The sequence below is a fragment of the Psychrobacter sp. LV10R520-6 genome (assembly GCF_900182925.1).
Classification (GTDB): Bacteria; Pseudomonadota; Gammaproteobacteria; order Pseudomonadales; family Moraxellaceae; genus Psychrobacter.
Genome location: NZ_LT900024.1, coordinates 1,555,044 through 1,575,534 on the forward strand (window position 1 = coordinate 1,555,044; position 20,491 = coordinate 1,575,534).

Below are 20,491 nucleotides of genomic sequence, written 5' to 3' on the forward strand. Positions count from 1 at the left end.
CAACAGAAAGCTGTCTGGCATCAGTGCCTAATCACCTTTGACAATCTTAGGTGGCCCTTTTAACAGATGCTCATCGACAAATTCATTGGCCGAATTATGATCTGCTGATTCATCCGTAATAAAGCCCTGCTGAGCCCGATATAAAATCAGACGATCGCGACTAAGACCACGCAATAATGCATACATCATTACAAAAATTACCAAGGCAAACGGCAGTCCTGCTATGACGGCAGCGGCTTTTAATGCTGACAATCCGCCAGCTGCAAGCAATATAGCAGCAATAACACCTTCGGTAGTTGCCCAAAATAAACGCTGAATCTTGGGTGGGTTGGTATCCCCGCCTGCGGTCAGCATATCAATGACAAAACTTGCCGAGTCTGATGACGTCACAAACCAAAGCATGATCATAATCACAATCAGTAGCGTAATGGGTTTTGCCAATGGATAGTACTCAACCAATTTAAAAATCGCACTACCTGTATCTGCCTGTACCGCTTCAACCAATCCTGGACTAATACCAGTCACAGCAGAGGCAAGCTCCATTTGAATAGCAACACCGCCAAAAGTAGTAAACCAGAAGAATAAAATCAGCATGGGAATTAACAGAACACCCAATACAAACTCACGGATGGTACGACCACGACTGATTCGGGCAATAAATATACCAACGAATGGCGACCAACTGACCCACCACGCCCAATAAAATACCGTCCAAGCGCCTTGCCAATCCGTGCCGCTATAAGACTCACCCCACGTTCCTAGAGGAACAATCGCCACGATATAATTTCCGATGTTTTCGATAAAGCTATCAAAGATAAAGAGGGTTGGTCCTAAAATTACCATGAACGCAAGTAAAACAATGGTGAACCCAATATTGATATCGCTAAGTCGCTTAATACCTTTATCTAGTCCCATCATAACGGAAATTGCTGCAAGCGCTGTAATGAAGGCAATTAAAGCAAACTGTATGGTTAAACTATTGGGAATGCCAAACAGCTTCTCGAGTCCGGAATTGATCTGCATCACCCCAAGACCAAGCGATGTGACCACGCCAAACATAGTACCAAATACCGCCAAGATATCGACGGCATGACCCCATGGGCCGTAAATCTTTTTACCCAATATTGGATATAAGGTCGAGCGAATCGATAAGGGTAGCCCGCGACGAAAATGAAAATAAGCTAAAGATAGCGCCACAATAGTATAAATCGCCCAAGCATGTAGACCCCAATGTAGAAATGAGATATTCATGGCTTGCTTCGCTGCAGCAACGGTCTCAGCCTCACCCATAGGTGGCGCCATAAAGTGGTATAAGGGCTCAGCCGTTCCCCAATACACTAAACCAATACCGATACCTGCCGAAAACAACATCCCAATCCATGAAAACAGCTTGTATTGCGGTCGCTCGGTCTGATTGCCTAGCCGAATGTCACCATAGCGACTCATAGCTAAGTAGATACAAAGTACTAATGCCGCATTGACTAAAATAATAAAAAGCCAACCAAATTTGTCAGCAATAAAATTTTGTAAGAAGCTAAACAGCGTACCCGCAGTTTCAGTAAAAAATGCCCCAAAAATAATAAATCCAACGATTAACAGTATCGAGACAATAAATACGGGTTTATTCACCCGTGGAAAAGGCCCCAACCGACCTACTTTTACTTCATCCATGCTTCAATCTCATAGTATAAGGAGTGTAAGGAAGCTCACTTTAACAAAGTAACCCTTTATTATCAAACTATTACAAAAACAAACTGCATAGAAATAACTCAGATGTTGTTGTTATTTCTATGATGAAATGAGTCAGCTTGCACAAATTGAATCAGAAAATGACCAACTACAAGCAACAACTGAGTCGAATAACATCTCTTCTACTCAACCCTAAGTAGAACGATACGGTGAGGTTGGCACTGTAGCGGATACCGTGCTTAATCAGGCAACAATCTCAGCAACTTAGCATCGTTACCATCTTCTAATAGCCACACTTCTCCATCTACCGCCAGTACACTGCGAATACGCGCACCCATATCATAGCGATAACGCTCGCTAGGTATATTAGATTTATTACTTGAGCCTAAATCAACCACTATCAACGCTTTAGACGATAGTCCACTGATAAGCGCATCTCCTTGCCATGCCGGAAAGTCTTTATGGCTACCCGATGAATATATACTCATAGATGACGGTGATATTACCGGCGTCCAAGTAATCTTGGGTGCTATAAAATCAGGACGAGTATCGTGATCGGGGATATCAGTGCCTGAATAATTGCGTCCGTTAGACACAATAGGCCAACCATAATTGCTACCTTGTTCAATCAGGTTGAACTCATCTCCGCCTTTTGGACCCATCTCATGTGCCCAAAGTTTGCCTGTTTTATCAAACGTCATACCCAGTACATTGCGATGGCCTGTCGTCCAAAACTGTGCGGAGATATCACTAGAGTTAGTAGCAAATGGATTATCTGATGGCACAGTACCATCAGGATTCAGCCGTATTATTTTGCCCAAGTTGACGGTCATGTCTTGCGCGGGGTCTTTTTTCTGACGCTCGCCTGAGCTGATATATAAATAACGCCCGTCAGGGGAGAATAGTAAACGGTGGCTATAATGCCCTTGCCCTTTAACTTTCGGGGTTTGCTGCCAAATAGGGCTAATGGCTTGCAAGCTTGGCATCTTGCTATTCAATCCCGTCAATTGGGCTTTAATAACTTTAGCCCCAAAGGTGTTATCTTCAGAGCCTATACCGGCTTCAATATAGCTTAAATAGACCCTATTGGTGGTTGCAAAGTCTGGCGCAACAACGATATCCCCCAATCCGCCTTGCCCCCCATAAGCGACTTTAGGCACACCGCCTACTGCCGTCTTAACTCCTGTCCTAGCATCAACAACGAATAACTCCCCTGTTTTTTGAGTAACCAGCAGTTTGAGCGGCTCAGCGCTACTATCATTATCATTTTTGGGTAGCGCGGTCATCGCCCATGGCTCATCAAAGCTAGCGACGGCTTGGGTCGTAAAAGTAGGTTTATTATTACGCGTTTGCTCGTCGGATATAGGATCGTCAGATGTATGAATGTTATTGGCTGGTTTACTATCAGTCACTTCTACCTTTGCTGTATCTGTGTTCACAGTTGATGGGTTAGAGCAGGCAGAGGTGCTAAATAGTAATGCCATCATGCTCAAAACGGCGCTTGTACGTTTGGTATTGATTAACATAATTTTCTTTACCCCCAACAGTATTGTTTATAACTTAGTATTATTTATAACATAGTGGAAGCGCTTAGGAGGTAAAAATAATAGTTAAGCGATAAACAAATAAAACCCCACACTTGCTAAGACAGATGCGGGGTTAGTTTATCATTAGAACTTTATTTTCAAGTAATTAGAGCCTTATTATTAAATAATAGAAGACTTGCTCTTAACTCATTTTTAGCTTATCAAAAGTCAGCTTATCATCAGCACCGACATCGACCTTGATGATGTCTCCTGCCACAAAATCACCAGCCAGCAACTTCAATGATAACGGATTTTCGATCTCTTGTTGAATAGCACGTTTTAGCGGGCGTGCACCATAGACAGGATCGTATCCTACCGCGACCAATTGATTCATCGCCGCATCGGACAGAGCAATATCCAGCTCGCGCTCTTGTAAACGGTCACGCAAACGATCCATCTGGATATCAGCAATACCCGCCATTTGCTCTTGACCGAGCGCATGGAATACCACAATCTCATCAATACGGTTGACGAACTCCGGACGGAAATGCTCACCGACTGAATCCATAACTTCCGCTTTGATATCATCGTAGCTCTCGCCAACCATCTCTTGGATTTTGTGCGAGCCTAAGTTACTGGTCATGATAATTACGGTATTTTTGAAATCTACCACCCGACCTTGCGAATCGGTCAAGCGACCATCATCCAATACTTGCAATAAGATATTGAACACATCGGGATGCGCTTTTTCTACTTCATCAAATAGCACAACGCTATAAGGCTTGCGGCGTATTGCTTCAGTCAATGCACCACCTTCTTCGTAGCCAACATAACCTGGAGGCGCGCCCACCAAGCGACTGACGCTGTGTTTTTCCATGTATTCACTCATATCAATCCGTATCAACGAATCTTCAGAGTCGAACAAGAAGTTTGCCAAAGATTTGGTTAGCTCGGTTTTGCCGACCCCCGTTGGCCCTAGGAATAAGAACGATCCTGAAGGACGATTGGGATCGGACAAGCCTGCCCGACTACGACGCACCGCATTAGCTACTGCTTCTACCGCTTCATCTTGACCGATAACGCGCTCATGGAGCTTATCTTCCATCGCTATCAGCTTATCGCGCTCGCCTTGCATCATTTTATTAACCGGAATACCGGTTGCTGCACTGACCACTTCAGCAATCTCATTGTCCGTGACTTTGTTACGCAGCAACTTAATATTTGGCGCATCAGCCTGCTCTTTTTGCTCAGCAAGATCCGACTCATGAATACGGCGCTCAAGCTGCGGAATAGTCTCATATTGCAGCTTTGACATTGCTTCATAGTCGCTTTCGCGGCTGGCTTTATCATAAGCCGTACGCGTTTTGTCTAGCTCGTCTTTGAGCTGTTGACTGCCTTTTACTAGTGCTTTTTCCGCTTGCCAGATTTCATTGAGATCTGCATATTCTTTTTCTAATTCTTCGATTTGCGCATTTAAGGCTTTACGCTCAGCTACCGCACCAGCATCTTCTTCGTTTTTAAGCACTTCACGCTGCATTTTTAATTGAATCAGACGGCTATCAAGCTTACCTAAGGATTCAGGTTTACTGTCCATCTCCATCCGTAGGCGACTTGCAGCCTCATCGATTAAGTCAATCGCTTTATCAGGAAGCTTACGGTCAGTGATATAGCGATGACTCATGCGCGCAGCGGCAATGATGGCGCTGTCTTGAATATCAACGCCATGATGTAGCTCATAACGCTCTTTGAGACCACGCAAAATCGCAATGGTATCTTCAACCGTTGGTTCATCGACCAATACCTTTTGGAAACGGCGCTCAAGGGCGGCATCTTTTTCGATATATTTACGATATTCATCTAAGGTGGTCGCGCCAACGCAGTGCAATTCACCGCGCGCAAGAGCAGGTTTGAGCATATTACCGGCATCCATCGCGCCGTCCGCTTTACCTGCTCCAACCAAGGTATGCAGCTCATCAATAAACAAGATGACATTGCCTTCTTGCTTCGATAAGTCACTAAGCACACTTTTCAGGCGTTCTTCAAACTCGCCACGGAACTTCGCCCCTGCAATCAGTGAGCCTAAATCTAAGGACAATACTTCTTTATGACGCAGACCTTCTGGCACATCGCCATTGATGATTTTTTGCGCTAACCCTTCGACAATCGCGGTTTTACCAACACCCGGCTCGCCAATCAGTACTGGGTTATTCTTGGTACGGCGCGATAGCACTTGAATAGTACGGCGTATCTCTTCATCACGGCCAATTACTGGATCAAGCTTGCCGAGTTCCGCCTGTTCAGTGAGATTGATCGTATATTTATTTAACGCATCACGCTGATCTTCCGCGTTTTGGTTATTAACCGTTTCATCACCGCGTAGCTGTTCAATCACTGTTTTTAATTTAGCTGCTGTAACCCCGGCACTTTCAAATATTTTTTTGGTTTCACCTTGCTCAGCTAACGCTAAAATCACCCATTCAGTCGCGATAAAATCATCGCCTTCTTTTTGTGCTTGGCGATCGGCCAGGTTTAATATTTTTACTGAATTTGGATTTAGGTTTACATCGCCCGTTGGCTCAGAAATAGTTGCTTGATTATCGAGCGCTTTCGCAACACCGTTTTTTATTGCTGGAATAGACGCACCGGCTTGCTGACAGATCGACAAGTTAGCCTCATCTTGTAGCAAAATCGCAAGCAAATGTACCGGATCTATACCAGTATGATCGCGCCCTAATGCCAAACTTTGTGCTTCTTGAATAGCGGTTTGCAGTTTTTGCGTGAATTTCTCGAATCTCATCATCATATCCTTTCATAATTAGTATGGATTAATCTATTGAGTAGCGGGTTTTATAAGTATTTGCAGATACCGCTTACCGTTAGTTGTTATTGATATGTGGGAAGTTGAGTAAGATTTCAACTGATAAATGAGTCGTACTGATAATAAATACTTACTTATTAGGGCGTGTTGAACATTCGACCATAGCACTGACAGCGACTATTTTTTAGTCGATTCAAGATTAAAAATATCTAGTTTAGTCATTCTAAGCGGATAGTTTTAATGAAGTAGCGGCAAAAAAGAGTCCTGTCCCTTCGGGCTGATGCTAAAACTGCCCCATACTGTGTAGCAAATCTAGCTAAGGCATCTGCATTATCGTCAATTTGCCTCTTGTCTGGAACACTTTTAGCTATCAGCAGTGCTTATTTGTGAATGTTCAACACGCCCTAGTATAAGTAGAAAATATAATTAAATTACTAGGTACTAATTATAAGCCTACTATACATTATTCGATGATTTCAATCGCTGTGCCAATCTCTACCGCCTCCATAATCTGATCCATCTCATCGTTGGTAACGGCGATACAACCGTCAGTCCAAGTGCGTTGTTGGGTAACCGATGCGAGATGACCAAAGCCATTCTTCTGTCCATGAATCATAATATCACCGCCTGGACTGACACCCAGCTTTTTAGCGTGCACCTTATCAGCTGCGTTAGAATAACTGATATGAATAGAGCGATAAAATTTGGATTTCTCGTTTTTATAATCTAGCTTATAAGAACCTACTGGCGTGCGCTCGTCACCTTGTTGTTGCTTATGACCTGCCGGGCTATCCCCTAGTGCAATATGATAAGAGGTAATCATCTTATCATTGCTTAATAACTGCAGAGTACGTTTGGACTTATCGACAAAAACTTTATCAATAACCACATTATTAGGAATAGTCTGCGCATTATTGGCGGCGTTTTTTGTATTTGAAGGGGATTTTTTCACATAAGCTATTGCCGTTGTACTAACGACTGCGCTAACAACCAGCCCAATGGACATCATTAGCCAATGGAAATTCTTACCGGCGCTGGGACGGAAAAACAACATAGGCTTTGATCCTTGTGACTGACTTTTGAAGGGAGTTAGCTTTATATCGTTGAAACCAGATAACTAAAATATTAAAAAGACTCTGTTACGGTACAAATAGCACGGTGACAGAGTCTAAGGTTAGTATCTATTTATCTAGATTAGCCTAAACCATACGAATAGCACCATCTAAACGAATTACTTCACCGTTCAAGTAGCTGTTATCGATAATATGGGTCACCAATTTAGCAAACTCACTGGGTTCGCCTAAACGCTTAGGGTAAGGTACACCGGCTTCTAACTGCTCGCGTGCTTTTTCAGGAATACTTTCCATCATTGGAGTGGCAAAGACCCCCGGTGCAATAGTCATAACCCGAATACCATGACGTGCCAGCTCGCGCGCTAATGGTAGCATCAGTCCTACCACACCAGCTTTTGAAGACGCATAACTGGCCTGGCCTACTTGGCCATCAAAGGCAGCAATAGAAGCGGTATTAATAATGATACCTTGATCGGTATTCTTCTCTGTATCGCCAGCCTCTTTTGCCGCAGCAACTCGGCGTGCGATACTGGCAGCAACTAAGCGGGCGACGTTAAAAGAGCCAACAAGGTTAATATTGACCCCGCGACTAAAGGCATCTAGGTCAGCCGGATTGTTATCACGATCTAGCAGCTTCTGTACCACAGCAATACCTGCGCAGTTAATGGACCCTTGTAAGCCACCAAAGGCTTGCTCTGCTAAGCTGACGGCAGCTTGTACTTCTTCGCCACTGGTAACATCACAGCGGATAAAGCGTACGTTATCTCCTAACTCGTCTACCAATGCTTGCCCAGCTGATTGGTTTAGATCAGCGATGACCACATTGCCACCCTGTTCATTGATACCACGAGCAACTGCTTCGCCCAATCCTGACGCGCCGCCAGTTACCAAAAAGCTGTTTTTTTGAATTTGCATGAATTTTCCTTAACTGTTTATTATTTGATATTCTAATTGTCAGTCTATTTTAAATAGCTTTGTTATAGAAATCTCTATTTTAAAGAAATGCTACTTATCACACAACCTATTTACTCAGCAGATAAACTACGTAGCAAAAAGCGCTGAATTTTACCACTTGGGGTTTTTGGTAGCTCTTTAATAAACTCAACTTCACGTGGATAAGCATGCGTTGATAAACGCTCACGCACCAAGTTTTTGATTTGCTGAGCGATTTCTTCACTACCTTCAATACCGTCTTTGAGCACCACATAAGATTTAATCGTATGCCCACGTACCTCATCAGGTACGCCTACGGCAGCGGACTCTGCAACCGCTTCATGTTCTAATACTGTATTTTCGACATCGGTAGGTCCAACACGGTAACCGGCAGTCGTAATAATGTCATCATCGCGCCCTGAGAACCAGTAGCTGCCATCATGGTGACGCTCAACCACGTCTCCGGTCAGATAATAATCATCGGAGAAGGCCTGTTTTTCATTCCAGCTATAGCCACGGAAATAAAATGCTGGCGACTGACTGACTACTACGGCCAGTTGCCCTTGCTCGCCATCAGGTAATACTTGCATGTCATCATCTAATATCACTAGCGTATGTCCCGGCAGCGCCATCCCCATAGAGCCTACAGGTTTTTTATGCTCTAGCCCATGATGCTCACAGCAAGTCATGCCGGTCTCTGTCTGTCCATACTGATCACAGACCTTACAACCCAAATGACTCTCAACCCAGCCGACGACTTCAGTATTCAACGTCTCCCCTGCTGAGTTGGCGCAGCGCAAGGATAATTTCTCAGTGTCGTTTTCTGCGAGTTCTTTAAAGACGCCGCTGGATTTCATCATTCGAAAGGCAGTTGGTGAGGAGGCAAGATTGGTAATCTTATGACGAACCATAAAGTCACGGGTATTAGTCGCATCAAAGCCAGCTTCATTAAAGTAAGTGGTCATACCCAGTAACAGTGGGCCTGTGATGGCGTAATAGAGACCATACGCCCAGCCGGGATCGGCCATATTCCAATAGTTATCGGTATCACGTAAATCAATCGCATAACGCATGTATAAGTAGAATGCTGGCAAAGCTGCTAAAGGTACACTCACGCCTTTAGATTTGCCTACCGTCCCTGAGGTAAACATCTGAAGAAAAGACGCATCAGTATCTACCAATACTGGTTCTATAGTTTTTGGCTGCGTCGCCATCATCTCAGTATAATTATCATCACCCCAAGTCTGGCTATCGGCTTCGCTACCAACCATTACCATAGTGGTCTGCTGCGCTAAATCTTTAAACTTGCTACGATTTTCTTGATTGGTAAAGACCACTTTAGTCTCTGCTTTATCCATTCGGTATTTGATAGAATCATAACCAAAAGCGGTAAATAGTGGCTGATATATCGCGCCAAGTCGCCAAGTCGCTAGTACAACCACTAGTAGCTCAGGCGTTCTGGGCAGCATAGTCGCCACCCGATCTCCGGCTTGCACGCCATAAGACTGTAATAAATTAGCCACTTGCGCGCTAGCATTATCCAGCTCACCGAAGCTCATACGTGTGGTTTTGCCGGCGGTGTCTTCGTGCACTAAGGCAATATTATCTGCGCGCCCATCACGTACGTGACGACCACAGCAAGCCATATAAGCATTGAGTCGATCATCTGGATGGGCACCAAAGATTTCATCTAATAACGAATCCATATCGAAGTTATTATAATAATCCGCATAGCTTATTGGTTTTTTTGAGGTGTGGGTAGTAGATAAGGTTGAAGGTGTCATGAGCTAATCCTTTAGCAATAAAGTTTGAACTGGTAAGGGAGAACAGTCATAAAGATAGGTTATACCATATATAGCATATTGGCATATCTTATTTAAACTTACTTATTAATAACGTAGTTTAATCGTTATTTCAATACATAACGTATCATTTTTAAGGTTAGTAATGCAATAGTGGTTCAACTATAAGCTATTATTGTAACGCGCTTAAGAATCCTAGTAAGGCTTTTTCTTCGCAGCGTTGATGTTTTTTAGTGCGGCCACGACGGGCTTGTTTATAATTTTCAAAGAAATGACCGGCCAAGAATTGCTCAATAATGACCGGATGAATATAAGAAGTTCGGCAAACACTCGGCGTATTGCCCAGCTCATCCGCGACGTTTTTTACCATTTCTGTGACCAATGTCTGACGAGCGCGACTGTCTGGTTCGCTCGCTAATAGCTCATCCCCTTCTAACCCTGTCATCTCATCATATAAATAGCTGGCCGCCAACACACTTGCCATCCATGTGCGAAAGTCCTTAGCACTATACTTATCATTACTGTCGCAGGTATGTTCACGCAGATAGTTATTGATATCGGTGCTATCCACCACTTATTTGTCACCATACTCATCTAAATATTTAAAAACCTGATAGCCAGGTAACTCAGAACAGGCTTGTACAATGTCAATTAAGCGCTCGTCTTGCAATTCAATATGATGAGATTTGGCACTTTTACCGACAAAGTCAAAGGCTAACCCATGATCCGTCTCGCTGACATGCTTACTTCGTAAGGTGCTGATCCCATAACTTTTGTTGAGCTTAGCGTAGCGACTGTTGCCCACGCGAATCAAGGTGGTCTCTAGTAATTTGACCACGGCCGCTAACACATTAGCACGCGATAAAGGGGCAGCGTCTAAATCCTGCTCAATCTGCGCGCGCAAAGCGGGTAGCGCCTCTGCAAAGCCTATCATGGCATCAAACTTGGCTTGGTCACGTACCGTATCCCATAGCGGATGATATAAATACTGCTTACGTACCTTGTCATCACGGCCAGTAGATTGCAAATGACCGTTATCATCGATGCAAATCCATACCTCTGACCACATCGGCGGAATCACTAACGCATCAAAACGCTGACGTAAGGCTCTATCTTTGACCGTCTTGCCAGCAGCATCGCGATAAGTAAAGCCGCGTCCATGTCGACGACGCTCATAACCAGGCTCATCATCTCTGACGTAGCGTAGATTGGCAAGGCGAGCTAAGTGCTCATAGTCATGGCGCACATCTTCGCTAACAGAATTAGGTGGTTTAGATTTGGAAGAGGTTGGAGTATCCATTTGCTTAGCCATAAAATAATGCGCCTTTATTTGATAGTTTCTGATAATTGCCGTAAAGACTGTGTCTCCTGCCTTATCATAAATAAACACTGCTATTTTATTGGCATACTCAAGAAAGTAATGCAGCAGCTCGCATACTTTATGACACGCTGGCGACCAAGACCGATAGGGTGCAATACCGGAAGAACTTATAATTTAGAGTCCTTGTATATAGAATTCAGATTATAACAGCCATAAAAAAACGCCAAGCGCAGAACGTTTGGCGTTAATAGTTATAAAACAGTCTTACTTTAAGAAACTTCTATTTACCATAAACACATAAGTAAGCCGTTTCGACTTCAACTTTAACATTGAACTTCTTATTGGCTTCAACGGTAAACTGTTGACCAGCATCAAAGGTTTGCCACTCATCGCTCTCTGGCAGCTTAACCGTCAATGCACCACTAACCACACTCATGGTCTCAAATTCACTGGTACCAAATTCATACTCACCAATGGACATAACGCCAACGGTGGCAGGCTTAGTTGCGGTTTGAAAGGCAATAGAAGTTACTTTGTCATCAAAATAATTATTAACGCTTGGCATAATTTTTCCTTAAGTAGTTTTGATTAATTTTAAAAAATTTATTTCAATATTCATAGCCCAGCTTTTAAACTCGCTTCAATAAACTGGTCGAGGTCACCGTCTAATACTGCGCCCGTATTAAAGGTCTCAACGCCGGTACGCAAATCTTTGATCCGCGAATCATCAAGCACGTATGAGCGAATTTGACTGCCCCAACCGACATCGGACTTACCCTCTTCGACCGCTTGCTGCTTTTCCATGCGCTTTTGCATTTCTAACTCATAGAGTTTAGCACGTAGCATTTTCATCGCCGTCGCCTTGTTACCATGCTGGCTACGCTCGTTTTGACAGGTAACGACGACACCAGTAGGCTCATGAGTAATACGCACGGCGGAATCGGTAGTATTCACATGCTGACCGCCTGCGCCGGATGAGCGGTAAGTGTCTATACGCAAATCTGCTGGGTTGACGTCGATATCGATATCATCATCAATCTCAGGTGACACAAAGATAGCGGCAAACGAGGTATGACGACCATTATTACTATCAAATGGCGATTTACGAACCAATCGATGCACCCCAATTTCAGTACGTAGCCAGCCAAAGGCATAATCGCCTTTAATGGCGATGGTCGCCGACTTAATACCAGCCACCCCACCTGAGGATACTTCAATCACATCAACTTTAAAGTCATGCGCTTCCGCCCAGCGCGTATACATACGCAATAGCATCTCTGCCCAATCTTGCGCTTCGGTGCCGCCACTGCCCGACTGCACATCCAAGTAGCAATTATTGGGATCCATCTCTCCGCTAAACATGCGACGGAACTCTAAATCCGCCACGCGCTTCTCAGCAATATCGAGTTCTGCTTGTACGTCTGCTAGCAACGATTCATCATCCGCCTCTACCGCTAGCTCCAACATGGCTGTCGCGTCTTCTAATATGGTTTCCAGTGACACTACCACGTCAATCACACCATCAAGATAGCTTTTTTCTTTATTAATCTTAGTCGCACGCTCAGGGTCATTCCATAGCTCGGGATTCTCTAATTCTAAATTGACTTCTTCTAAGCGTTCTTGCTTGCCATCAAAGTCAAAGATACCTCCGCAAATCCTGTCCACGCTCGGCGAGGTCTTTGATTGTTTCTTGGTACTGGTTGATTTCCATAAATTTTCCTAGGTTAATGAAAGGTATAAGTTACCGTTAATATTGAATCAAATAGCTACGTTATTATTCACGTAAGACTATTAAAATAAACTAAATTGACCAATCTTCTACTGCCCAGCGATGCGCCAAAGCGTGAGCATGTAAGGCATCATCAGGTGACACACAAATCGCCACATCCGCCCATTCAAGTAGCGGAATATCATTCTTAGAGTCCGAATAAGCATAAGTTTTGTCAAAATTAATACCGGCTACTTGCTGCTTATTAATCCATTTATCTAAATGATAGATTTTACCTTCTTTAAAGTTAGGCTTATCGGTTAATTTTCCGGTATAACGCTCATCTTTAATCTCAAGAGGTGTGGCTAAGACATTGGCCTCTTCCACACCGAAACGCTTAGCAATAGCGGATACCACAAAGTCATTGGTTGCAGAGATAATCACCACATCGTGACCCTGCTCAATGTGCTGACACAATACTTCTATTGCTTTTGGCCGGATATGCGGCTCAATCTCAACCTTAATATAATCTTCACGCAACTCATGAAGACGATCTAACGGCAGCGTGGTCAAAAACTGTGCTACAAACTCATTGTACTCTGTCGCATCCAGCGTGCCTTCGATATACTGCTCATAAAAATCTTGGTTGGCTGTCCGATACTGTGCCTCATCCACCAGCCCGTTATTAACGATATATTCGCCCCACAGATAATCGCTATCGACATCGAGCAAGGTATGGTCTAAATCAAACAGCGCTAAGATGCGCGGCTCATTTTTTGCGTTAGCAGCTGGTGTGGCAGTATTGGTAGCAATAATGGGACTGGTGGCAGACGTACTCATATGGCAAATCTCGTTGATGATTAATGATAAGAGTTATAACTGTTAAAGCGAATTTACTCAGGTTGCTCAACTTCTTTAAGTCCATTTTTGAACTTTTGGCATCGGGCAGCGTAATGTAGGGCAGATTCTTTGATCATACCTGCTTGCTCATCGGTCAAGATTTTAACCACTTTTGCAGGTGCACCCATTACCAGTGAATTATCTGGAATTTCTTTGCCTTCAGTAACCAAGGCTTTAGCACCGATGATGCAATTTTTGCCGATTTTAGCATTGTTTAGCACCACCGCCCCAATACCAATCAAGCTATTGTCACCGACTTCGCAGCCGTGCAGCATCGCTAGATGACCAATAGTGACATGATTGCCAATTTTGACTTCGATACCTTCATCGGTATGAATGACGCTGTTTTCTTGCACGTTACTGTAGTCACCAATATGGATACGCTCATTGTCACCGCGAATCACCGCGCCAAACCAAACGCTGGCTTGATGGCCTAAATAAACATCTCCGATAACGCGCGCTGTGTCGGCAACCCAACCGTTAAAAGGGACGGCAAACTCAGGTACTTTGTCTAAATATTGATAAATCATGGTCTGTCCTTAGTAGTTATTATAGTCAGAACTAAATAAAACGGATACACACATGGTTTTGGATAACTGGCAAAAATTTTTCTAGCTTGCTGTGTGACTGCATCACTTTTCGAGCCTTCGAAAATTTCTTCCAGCTATCCTGTATCTGTTTTAAAGCGGCTTAGCTATAGTAGCTCGTGATAAATAGCGATCAAGTTATTATGAGTAATTTTTAATAAAAGATAATCCGTTATAAAGAATAGTATAGACTTTATAGTACAATCGTCCCAAATATAACTGTCCTTAGGAATAAAGCGATGATCGGCAAAAAATACGCACCTATACTGTTATTGTCGAGTAGCCTGGTTGTGGCTAGCCCTAGTTATGCAGCCAATACCTCTGGTATTGAAAAAGCAGGCGATATTATTGCAATAGCGATACCCGCCATTGCTTACGGTAGCACATATTATAAGGATGATAAATCTGGGCGTCAGCAATTTTATCAAGCGTTCGGCACTAATCTTGCGGTGACCTATGGGCTAAAAGCTATTATTAATAAGGAACGGCCCAATGGTAGCGATGATAAATCTTTTCCATCAAGCCATACCTCGGTCGCCTTTCAAGGTGCCAGCTTTATTCACAAACGCTATGGCTTAGAATATAGTATTCCTGCTTATATTGGCGCAGGCTTTGTGGCCTATAGCCGCTTAGAGGCCGACGAGCATGATGCGGTCGATGTGTTGGCTGGGGCAGCATTGGGTATCGCCAGCAGTATGTATTTAACCAAAAATTATAATGATCAATTGTACATCGCACCTTCATTAGCGCCAGACTATTATGGTCTAACGGTGCATTATCAATTTAAGTAGTTCAGCTTTAGTGGCTTAACTTTAGTGATTTAATTTTAGCGCCTTGATTTTAGGGGCTTAAACATAATTAAGCCCACTCTTAATTTTAAATACTTGTTACTATCTTCTGATTCATGGCCGTCAACTTCAAAAAATCGGCTGGCTATTTGGGCACTTATTATATATAATGCCCAAAATCTGTGCCTAAGCGAGCGGACATGATGCGATTTACTCATTCACTATCTTGTGGGTTTTGTAGTTCTCATTGATAATGTCTTCTCGCTTTTTTGTGGAAAAAATTTGCCTCTAACCCTTTTTTTATTCTTATTTAGTAGCAGTTATAAGGGTATGAATAGCGATTATAGACGACTATTTTAATCAACAAAGCATCGTGGCACTCATCAAACACAGCGGAGGCAACCCTTGAATTCATCGGTAGAAGTACAAGCAATTTTGGCACTAGCAGACGGTACGATTTTTCGCGGTGTGAGTATCGGTAGTGAAGGTCATCGTGTTGGTGAGGTGGTATTTAATACAGCCATGACAGGCTATCAAGAGATCCTCACTGACCCCAGCTACGCGCGTCAATTGGTTACCTTAACCTACCCGCACATCGGTAACACTGGCACTAATAGCGAGGACATGGAGTCTGGTAACGGTCATGAAATTTGGGCAGAAGGCCTAATCATTCGTGATTCAACTATGGTCACCTCTAGCTTCCGTAACTCTGAATCACTTACCGACTATTTACAACGCCACGATACGGTCGCTATCGCTGAGATTGATACTCGCCAGCTCACCCGTTTACTACGTGACAAAGGGGCACAGCACGGCTGTATCATGACCGCCTCTAATGGCGAGACCATTAGCACTGATGACGAGCAGCAAGCCATTAAATTGGCGCAAGAGTTTTCTGGCTTGGTCGGAATGGATTTGGCAAAAGAATGCTGTAATCCTGACGGTTTTGAATGGACAGCAGGTACTTGGGAGTTGTCAGATACCCTACTTAACCGTGATGTAGTCGGTAGCCATGATAGCGGTACCGGTGGTTTTTTCAAACAGATCGGCACTCATATTGAAGCAAAATATAACGTGGTCGCTTATGACTTTGGTAGCAAAACCAATATCCTACGCATGCTGGTTGACCGTGGTTGCTATGTGACCGTGGTCCCTGCACAAACGCCTATCGCAGACGTACTAGCAATGAATCCAGACGGTATTTTCTTATCGAATGGTCCTGGTGACCCAGCGGCTTGTGACTACGCTATTGATAGCGTCCGTCATATTATTGAACAGACTGACATTCCAACCTTTGGTATTTGTTTGGGTCATCAACTGATTGGTCTTGCCAGTGGCGCGAATACCATTAAAATGAAGACTGGACATCACGGTGCGAACCATCCCGTACAAGATTTAGCGACTGGTACAGTGATGATTACCAGCCAAAATCATGGTTTTGCAGTTGATGAAGATACCTTGCCTGATAATGTAAAAGCCACCCATCGCTCATTATTCGATGGCACTAACCAAGGTATTGAGCTGACTAACAAGCCTGTATTTAGCTTCCAAGGTCATCCTGAGGCCAGCCCAGGTCCACATGATTGTGCGCCCTTGTTTGATAAGTTTGCTGAGATGATGGAAAAGGCTAAAACTGCACAAGCTTAATTTAATATAAACAACATCAACCACCCTACTCTTAACTAGCAGAAATCATTGATGTAGGCTGAGGCTTTAGCCCAGCATTTTTGGTAAGTTATTACGATTAGCTTGGCTATAAAAGCACTAGCCTACCGCCTATATTAAGTTGAGAATCAGGTATCAACCATTAATAAATAGACAAGGCGCTAAGAGCAATTAGTGCGCCTAAAGTCGCAATAAATAAAAAGTCAAAGTACACCTCAATTAAAATATCACTTAAACGAAGGTAGCCCTAATTATGCCAAAACGTACCGACATAAAAAGCATTCTTATCATTGGCGCAGGCCCTATCGTCATCGGGCAAGCGTGCGAATTTGACTACTCAGGTGCACAGGCGTGTAAAGCGCTGAAAGAAGAGGGCTACCGCGTCATTTTGGTTAACTCAAACCCTGCAACCATCATGACTGACCCAGCCATGGCCGATGCCACTTATATTGAACCAATTACTTGGCAAACGGTTGAGCAAATCATTGCTAAAGAACGTCCTGATGCCATCTTGCCAACGATGGGCGGCCAAACCGCGCTGAACTGTGCATTAGAATTAGACAAGCATGGTGTACTAACCAAATACAATTGCGAGCTGATTGGCGCAACCAAAGACTCAATTGAGATGGCAGAAGACCGCAACTTATTTGATAAAGCGATGAAGCGTATTGGCCTTGAATGTCCACGTGCTGAAACCGCTGAAACCATGGAAGAAGCTTTTGCCACCCAAGAAAAAATGGGCTATCCCTGTATCATTCGTCCGTCATTTACTATGGGTGGCTCAGGTGGTGGTATCGCTTATAACCGCGATGAATTCATCGAGGTTTGTGAGCGCGGTTTTGATTTATCTCCAAATCATCAGCTACTCATTGATGAGTCCTTGATTGGTTGGAAAGAGTACGAGACAGAGGTCGTACGTGATAAAAACGACAATTGCATCATCGTCTGTACGATTGAAAACTTTGATCCAATGGGCGTCCATACAGGTGATTCAATCACGGTCGCGCCAGCACAAACCTTGACCGATAAAGAATACCAAATCATGCGTAACGCCTCGCTCGCAGTATTGCGTGAAATTGGGGTTGAAACGGGCGGCTCCAATGTGCAGTTCGGTATCAACCCTGAAACCGGTCGTATGGTCGTTATCGAGATGAACCCACGGGTGTCACGTTCATCAGCGCTTGCTTCAAAAGCGACTGGCTTCCCCATTGCCAAAATCGCAGCCAAACTGGCCGTCGGCTATACGCTCGATGAATTGCAAAATGACATTACTGGTGGCAAAACCCCGGCCAGCTTCGAGCCTGCGCTCGATTATGTGGTCACTAAGATTCCACGTTTTAACTTCGAGAAGTTCCCACAAGCGGATAATATCTTATCGACCCAAATGAAGTCGGTTGGTGAAGTGATGGCTATCGGCCGTAACTTTCAAGAGTCGATGCAAAAAGCCCTACGCGGGTTAGAGACAGGCGCAGATGGTTTTGATGAGCAAATCGACTTTGCTGCCATAAAGGAAGGAACGCTTAGCGCTGATAAAGCACGCTCTGAGATTACCAATCGTTTGACCATTCCAACTCCTGAACGCATTTTTTATATCGCTGATGCTTTCCGTATTGGTATGAGCGTTGACGACGTCTTTAAATTTACCAATATCGACCCGTGGTTCTTGGTGCAGATTGAAGATATCGTCAAAACTGAAGCCGCCGTTAAAACGCTAGGCTTCGGTGGTCTAACTGAGAAAAACTTACGTAGTTTTAAGCGTAAAGGGTTATCAGACTTACGTTTGGCCAAACTGCTGGGTATATCACAAAAGCAACTGCGCACCAAACGTTGGGACTTGGGCATTTATCCAGTCTATAAGCGCGTAGATACTTGTGCGGCAGAATTTGAGACCAGCACCGCTTACATGTACTCTACTTATGATAGCGAGTGTGAATCGAATCCGACTGACAAGAAAAAAATTATGGTTATCGGTAGCGGTCCGAACCGTATCGGCCAAGGTATCGAGTTTGACTATTGCTGTGTCCATGCCGCGCTAGCAATGCGCGAAGATGGCTATGAGACCATCATGGTCAACTGTAACCCTGAAACGGTTTCAACTGACTATGACATCTCAGATCGCCTGTATTTTGAGCCGATTACTCTAGAAGATGTACTAGAGATTGTACGGATTGAGCAACCTGATGGCGTTATCGTGCAGTTCGGTGGACAAACACCACTAAAACTTGCCCGCACCCTTGAAGCCGCTGGCGTCAAAATCATCGGTACTAGTCCTGATGCGATTGACCGTGCTGAAGACCGTGAACGCTTCCAACATATGATTCAACAGTTGAATCTTATTCAGCCGACCAACGCCCTCGCAACCAGTTTAGAAGATGGTTTGGTAAAAGCCAAAGACGTTGGTTATCCATTGGTTGTGCGTCCCTCTTATGTTCTCGGTGGTCGCGCCATGGAAATCGTTTATAACGAAGACGAGTTAAAACATTACCTACGCACCGCAGTACAAGCTTCCAATGAAGCACCGGTATTGCTCGATCGCTTTTTAGATGATGCGATCGAAGTTGATGTTGATTGTATCTGCGACGGCACTGATGTGGTCATTGGCGGTATCATGCAGCATATCGAGCAGGCTGGCGTGCACTCAGGTGACTCAGCGTGTTCATTACCGCCCTACTCATTATCAGATGAATTATGTGATGTCATGCGCGCCCAAACTGTTGCCATGGCTAAAGAGCTTGGCGTCATTGGACTTATGAACGTTCAGTTTGCGGTCAAAGGTGAAACCGTTTATATCTTAGAAGTCAATCCACGTGCTGCGCGTACCGTGCCTTTTGTCTCTAAATGTATCGGTGCCTCTTTGGCAAAAGTTGCCGCACGCTGTATGGCTGGCACTTCATTGAAAGACCAAGGCTTTACCAAAGAGATTAAACCGACCTTCTTTGCAGTCAAAGAAGCAGTCTTCCCGTTTGCTAAATTCCCTGGCGTCGATCCTATCTTGAGCCCTGAGATGAAATCAACTGGTGAAGTGATGGGTGTGGGTAAAACCTTCGGCGAAGCCTTTTACAAAGCCGTTATCGGTAGTAATGAGCGTCTGCCTGGCTTACCGACTGAAGGCGAAACCAAAACCGTCTTTATCTCAGTTCGTGACAGCGACAAAGCGCAAATCGCTCCTATCGCTCGTCAGCTGATAGACTTTGGTTTTAACATTGTGGCCACTACCGGTACCCAAAAAGTACTTGCTGACAACGGTATTGAGTGTAAAAAAATCAACAAGGTCACCGAAGGACGTCCACATATCGTTGATGCCTTAAAAAACGGTAAAATTGATTTAATTATTAATACCACCGAAGGCAAGCAAGCGCAAGAGGATTCATTCTCTATCCGCCGTAGCGCGCTACAAGGTAAAGTGTTCTACGTGACTACTTTAGGGGCAGCCGACGCGGTTTGTAAATCTTATGCTATCGACTTGCCATTTGAAGTCTATAAACTACAAGATTTGCATGAGCAAGCAAAGACAGTTGACGTGGCTGAATAAATTCAGTAAATTAAGCATAACCGTAAGGCTTGCTGAGAGTCTTACTGAATACTGATTACTCGTTTTAAAATAAATGTACTAAATTTAAAAAGCGATGTTTTTAATAAAGTGATAAATACAAAAAGCATAGTGGCTTACCCGCGACTATG

At 44.0% G+C, this 20,491-nt stretch carries 13 protein-coding genes and 1 pseudogene; 3 read left to right on the top strand and 11 right to left on the bottom strand.

Annotated elements, in window-relative coordinates; genetic code table 11:
• Positions 1–27: 27 nt before the first annotated feature.
• The 11 genes and pseudogenes from U1P77_RS06470 to U1P77_RS06525 all read right to left on the bottom strand — a co-directional run bounded on the left by U1P77_RS06470 (position 28) and on the right by U1P77_RS06525 (position 14,300).
• Complete coding sequence (locus U1P77_RS06470; protein ID WP_321156521.1) at positions 28–1,671, bottom strand: BCCT family transporter; 1,644 nt, start codon at positions 1,669–1,671, stop codon at positions 28–30.
• Positions 1,672–1,928: 257 nt separating this feature from the next.
• Complete coding sequence (locus tag U1P77_RS06475) at positions 1,929–3,215, bottom strand: PQQ-dependent sugar dehydrogenase (protein ID WP_414479051.1); 1,287 nt, start codon at positions 3,213–3,215, stop codon at positions 1,929–1,931.
• 202 nt (positions 3,216–3,417) lie between these two features.
• Positions 3,418–6,012: an ATP-dependent chaperone ClpB gene (gene clpB / locus U1P77_RS06480; protein WP_321156642.1), complete on the bottom strand. Its 2,595-nt coding sequence runs from the start codon at positions 6,010–6,012 to the stop codon at positions 3,418–3,420.
• A 484-nt stretch (positions 6,013–6,496) separates the two neighbouring features.
• Positions 6,497–7,087 (bottom strand): L,D-transpeptidase family protein, encoded by a 591-nt coding sequence (locus U1P77_RS06485; RefSeq protein ID WP_321156522.1) that lies wholly within the window; start codon positions 7,085–7,087, stop codon positions 6,497–6,499.
• Positions 7,088–7,232: 145 nt separating this feature from the next.
• Complete coding sequence (locus U1P77_RS06490; protein WP_321156523.1) at positions 7,233–8,021, bottom strand: SDR family NAD(P)-dependent oxidoreductase; 789 nt, start codon at positions 8,019–8,021, stop codon at positions 7,233–7,235.
• Positions 8,022–8,131: 110 nt separating this feature from the next.
• Positions 8,132–9,823 carry an AMP-binding protein gene (locus U1P77_RS06495; protein ID WP_321156524.1) on the bottom strand — a complete coding sequence of 564 codons (1,692 nt, stop codon included), beginning with the start codon at positions 9,821–9,823 and terminating at the stop codon, positions 8,132–8,134.
• A gap of 190 nt (positions 9,824–10,013) precedes the next feature.
• Positions 10,014–11,153, bottom strand: a pseudogene (locus U1P77_RS13550) (DNA topoisomerase IB).
• A gap of 289 nt (positions 11,154–11,442) precedes the next feature.
• The gene (locus U1P77_RS06510) at positions 11,443–11,727 is read right to left on the bottom strand and encodes a pyrimidine/purine nucleoside phosphorylase (RefSeq protein ID WP_321156527.1); all 285 of its coding nucleotides are present in this window, start codon (positions 11,725–11,727) and stop codon (positions 11,443–11,445) included.
• A 50-nt stretch (positions 11,728–11,777) separates the two neighbouring features.
• Positions 11,778–12,873, bottom strand: a protein-coding gene (gene prfB, locus U1P77_RS06515) for a peptide chain release factor 2 (protein ID WP_321156528.1) whose coding sequence is annotated in 2 segments (ribosomal slippage) — positions 11,778–12,800 and positions 12,802–12,873 — 1,095 coding nt in all. Because the reading frame shifts where the segments join, the coding sequence is not laid out codon by codon here.
• Positions 12,874–12,963: 90 nt separating this feature from the next.
• Positions 12,964–13,710, bottom strand: coding sequence for an HAD family hydrolase (locus U1P77_RS06520; protein WP_321156529.1), 747 nt, complete (start codon positions 13,708–13,710; stop codon positions 12,964–12,966).
• A 53-nt stretch (positions 13,711–13,763) separates the two neighbouring features.
• A complete protein-coding gene (locus U1P77_RS06525; RefSeq protein ID WP_321156530.1) occupies positions 13,764–14,300 on the bottom strand; it encodes a gamma carbonic anhydrase family protein in 537 nt (178 codons plus the stop codon).
• Positions 14,301–14,596: 296 nt separating this feature from the next.
• On the opposite strand from U1P77_RS06525, the gene U1P77_RS06530 reads away from it, so the two are divergent.
• The 3 genes from U1P77_RS06530 to carB all read left to right on the top strand — a co-directional run bounded on the left by U1P77_RS06530 (position 14,597) and on the right by carB (position 20,342).
• Positions 14,597–15,148, top strand: coding sequence for a phosphatase PAP2 family protein (locus U1P77_RS06530; protein WP_321156531.1), 552 nt, complete (start codon positions 14,597–14,599; stop codon positions 15,146–15,148).
• A 402-nt stretch (positions 15,149–15,550) separates the two neighbouring features.
• Positions 15,551–16,792: a glutamine-hydrolyzing carbamoyl-phosphate synthase small subunit gene (gene carA / locus U1P77_RS06535; RefSeq protein ID WP_321156532.1), complete on the top strand. Its 1,242-nt coding sequence runs from the start codon at positions 15,551–15,553 to the stop codon at positions 16,790–16,792.
• A 271-nt stretch (positions 16,793–17,063) separates the two neighbouring features.
• Positions 17,064–20,342: a carbamoyl-phosphate synthase large subunit gene (gene carB / locus U1P77_RS06540; protein WP_321156533.1), complete on the top strand. Its 3,279-nt coding sequence runs from the start codon at positions 17,064–17,066 to the stop codon at positions 20,340–20,342.
• Positions 20,343–20,491 lie beyond the last annotated feature (149 nt).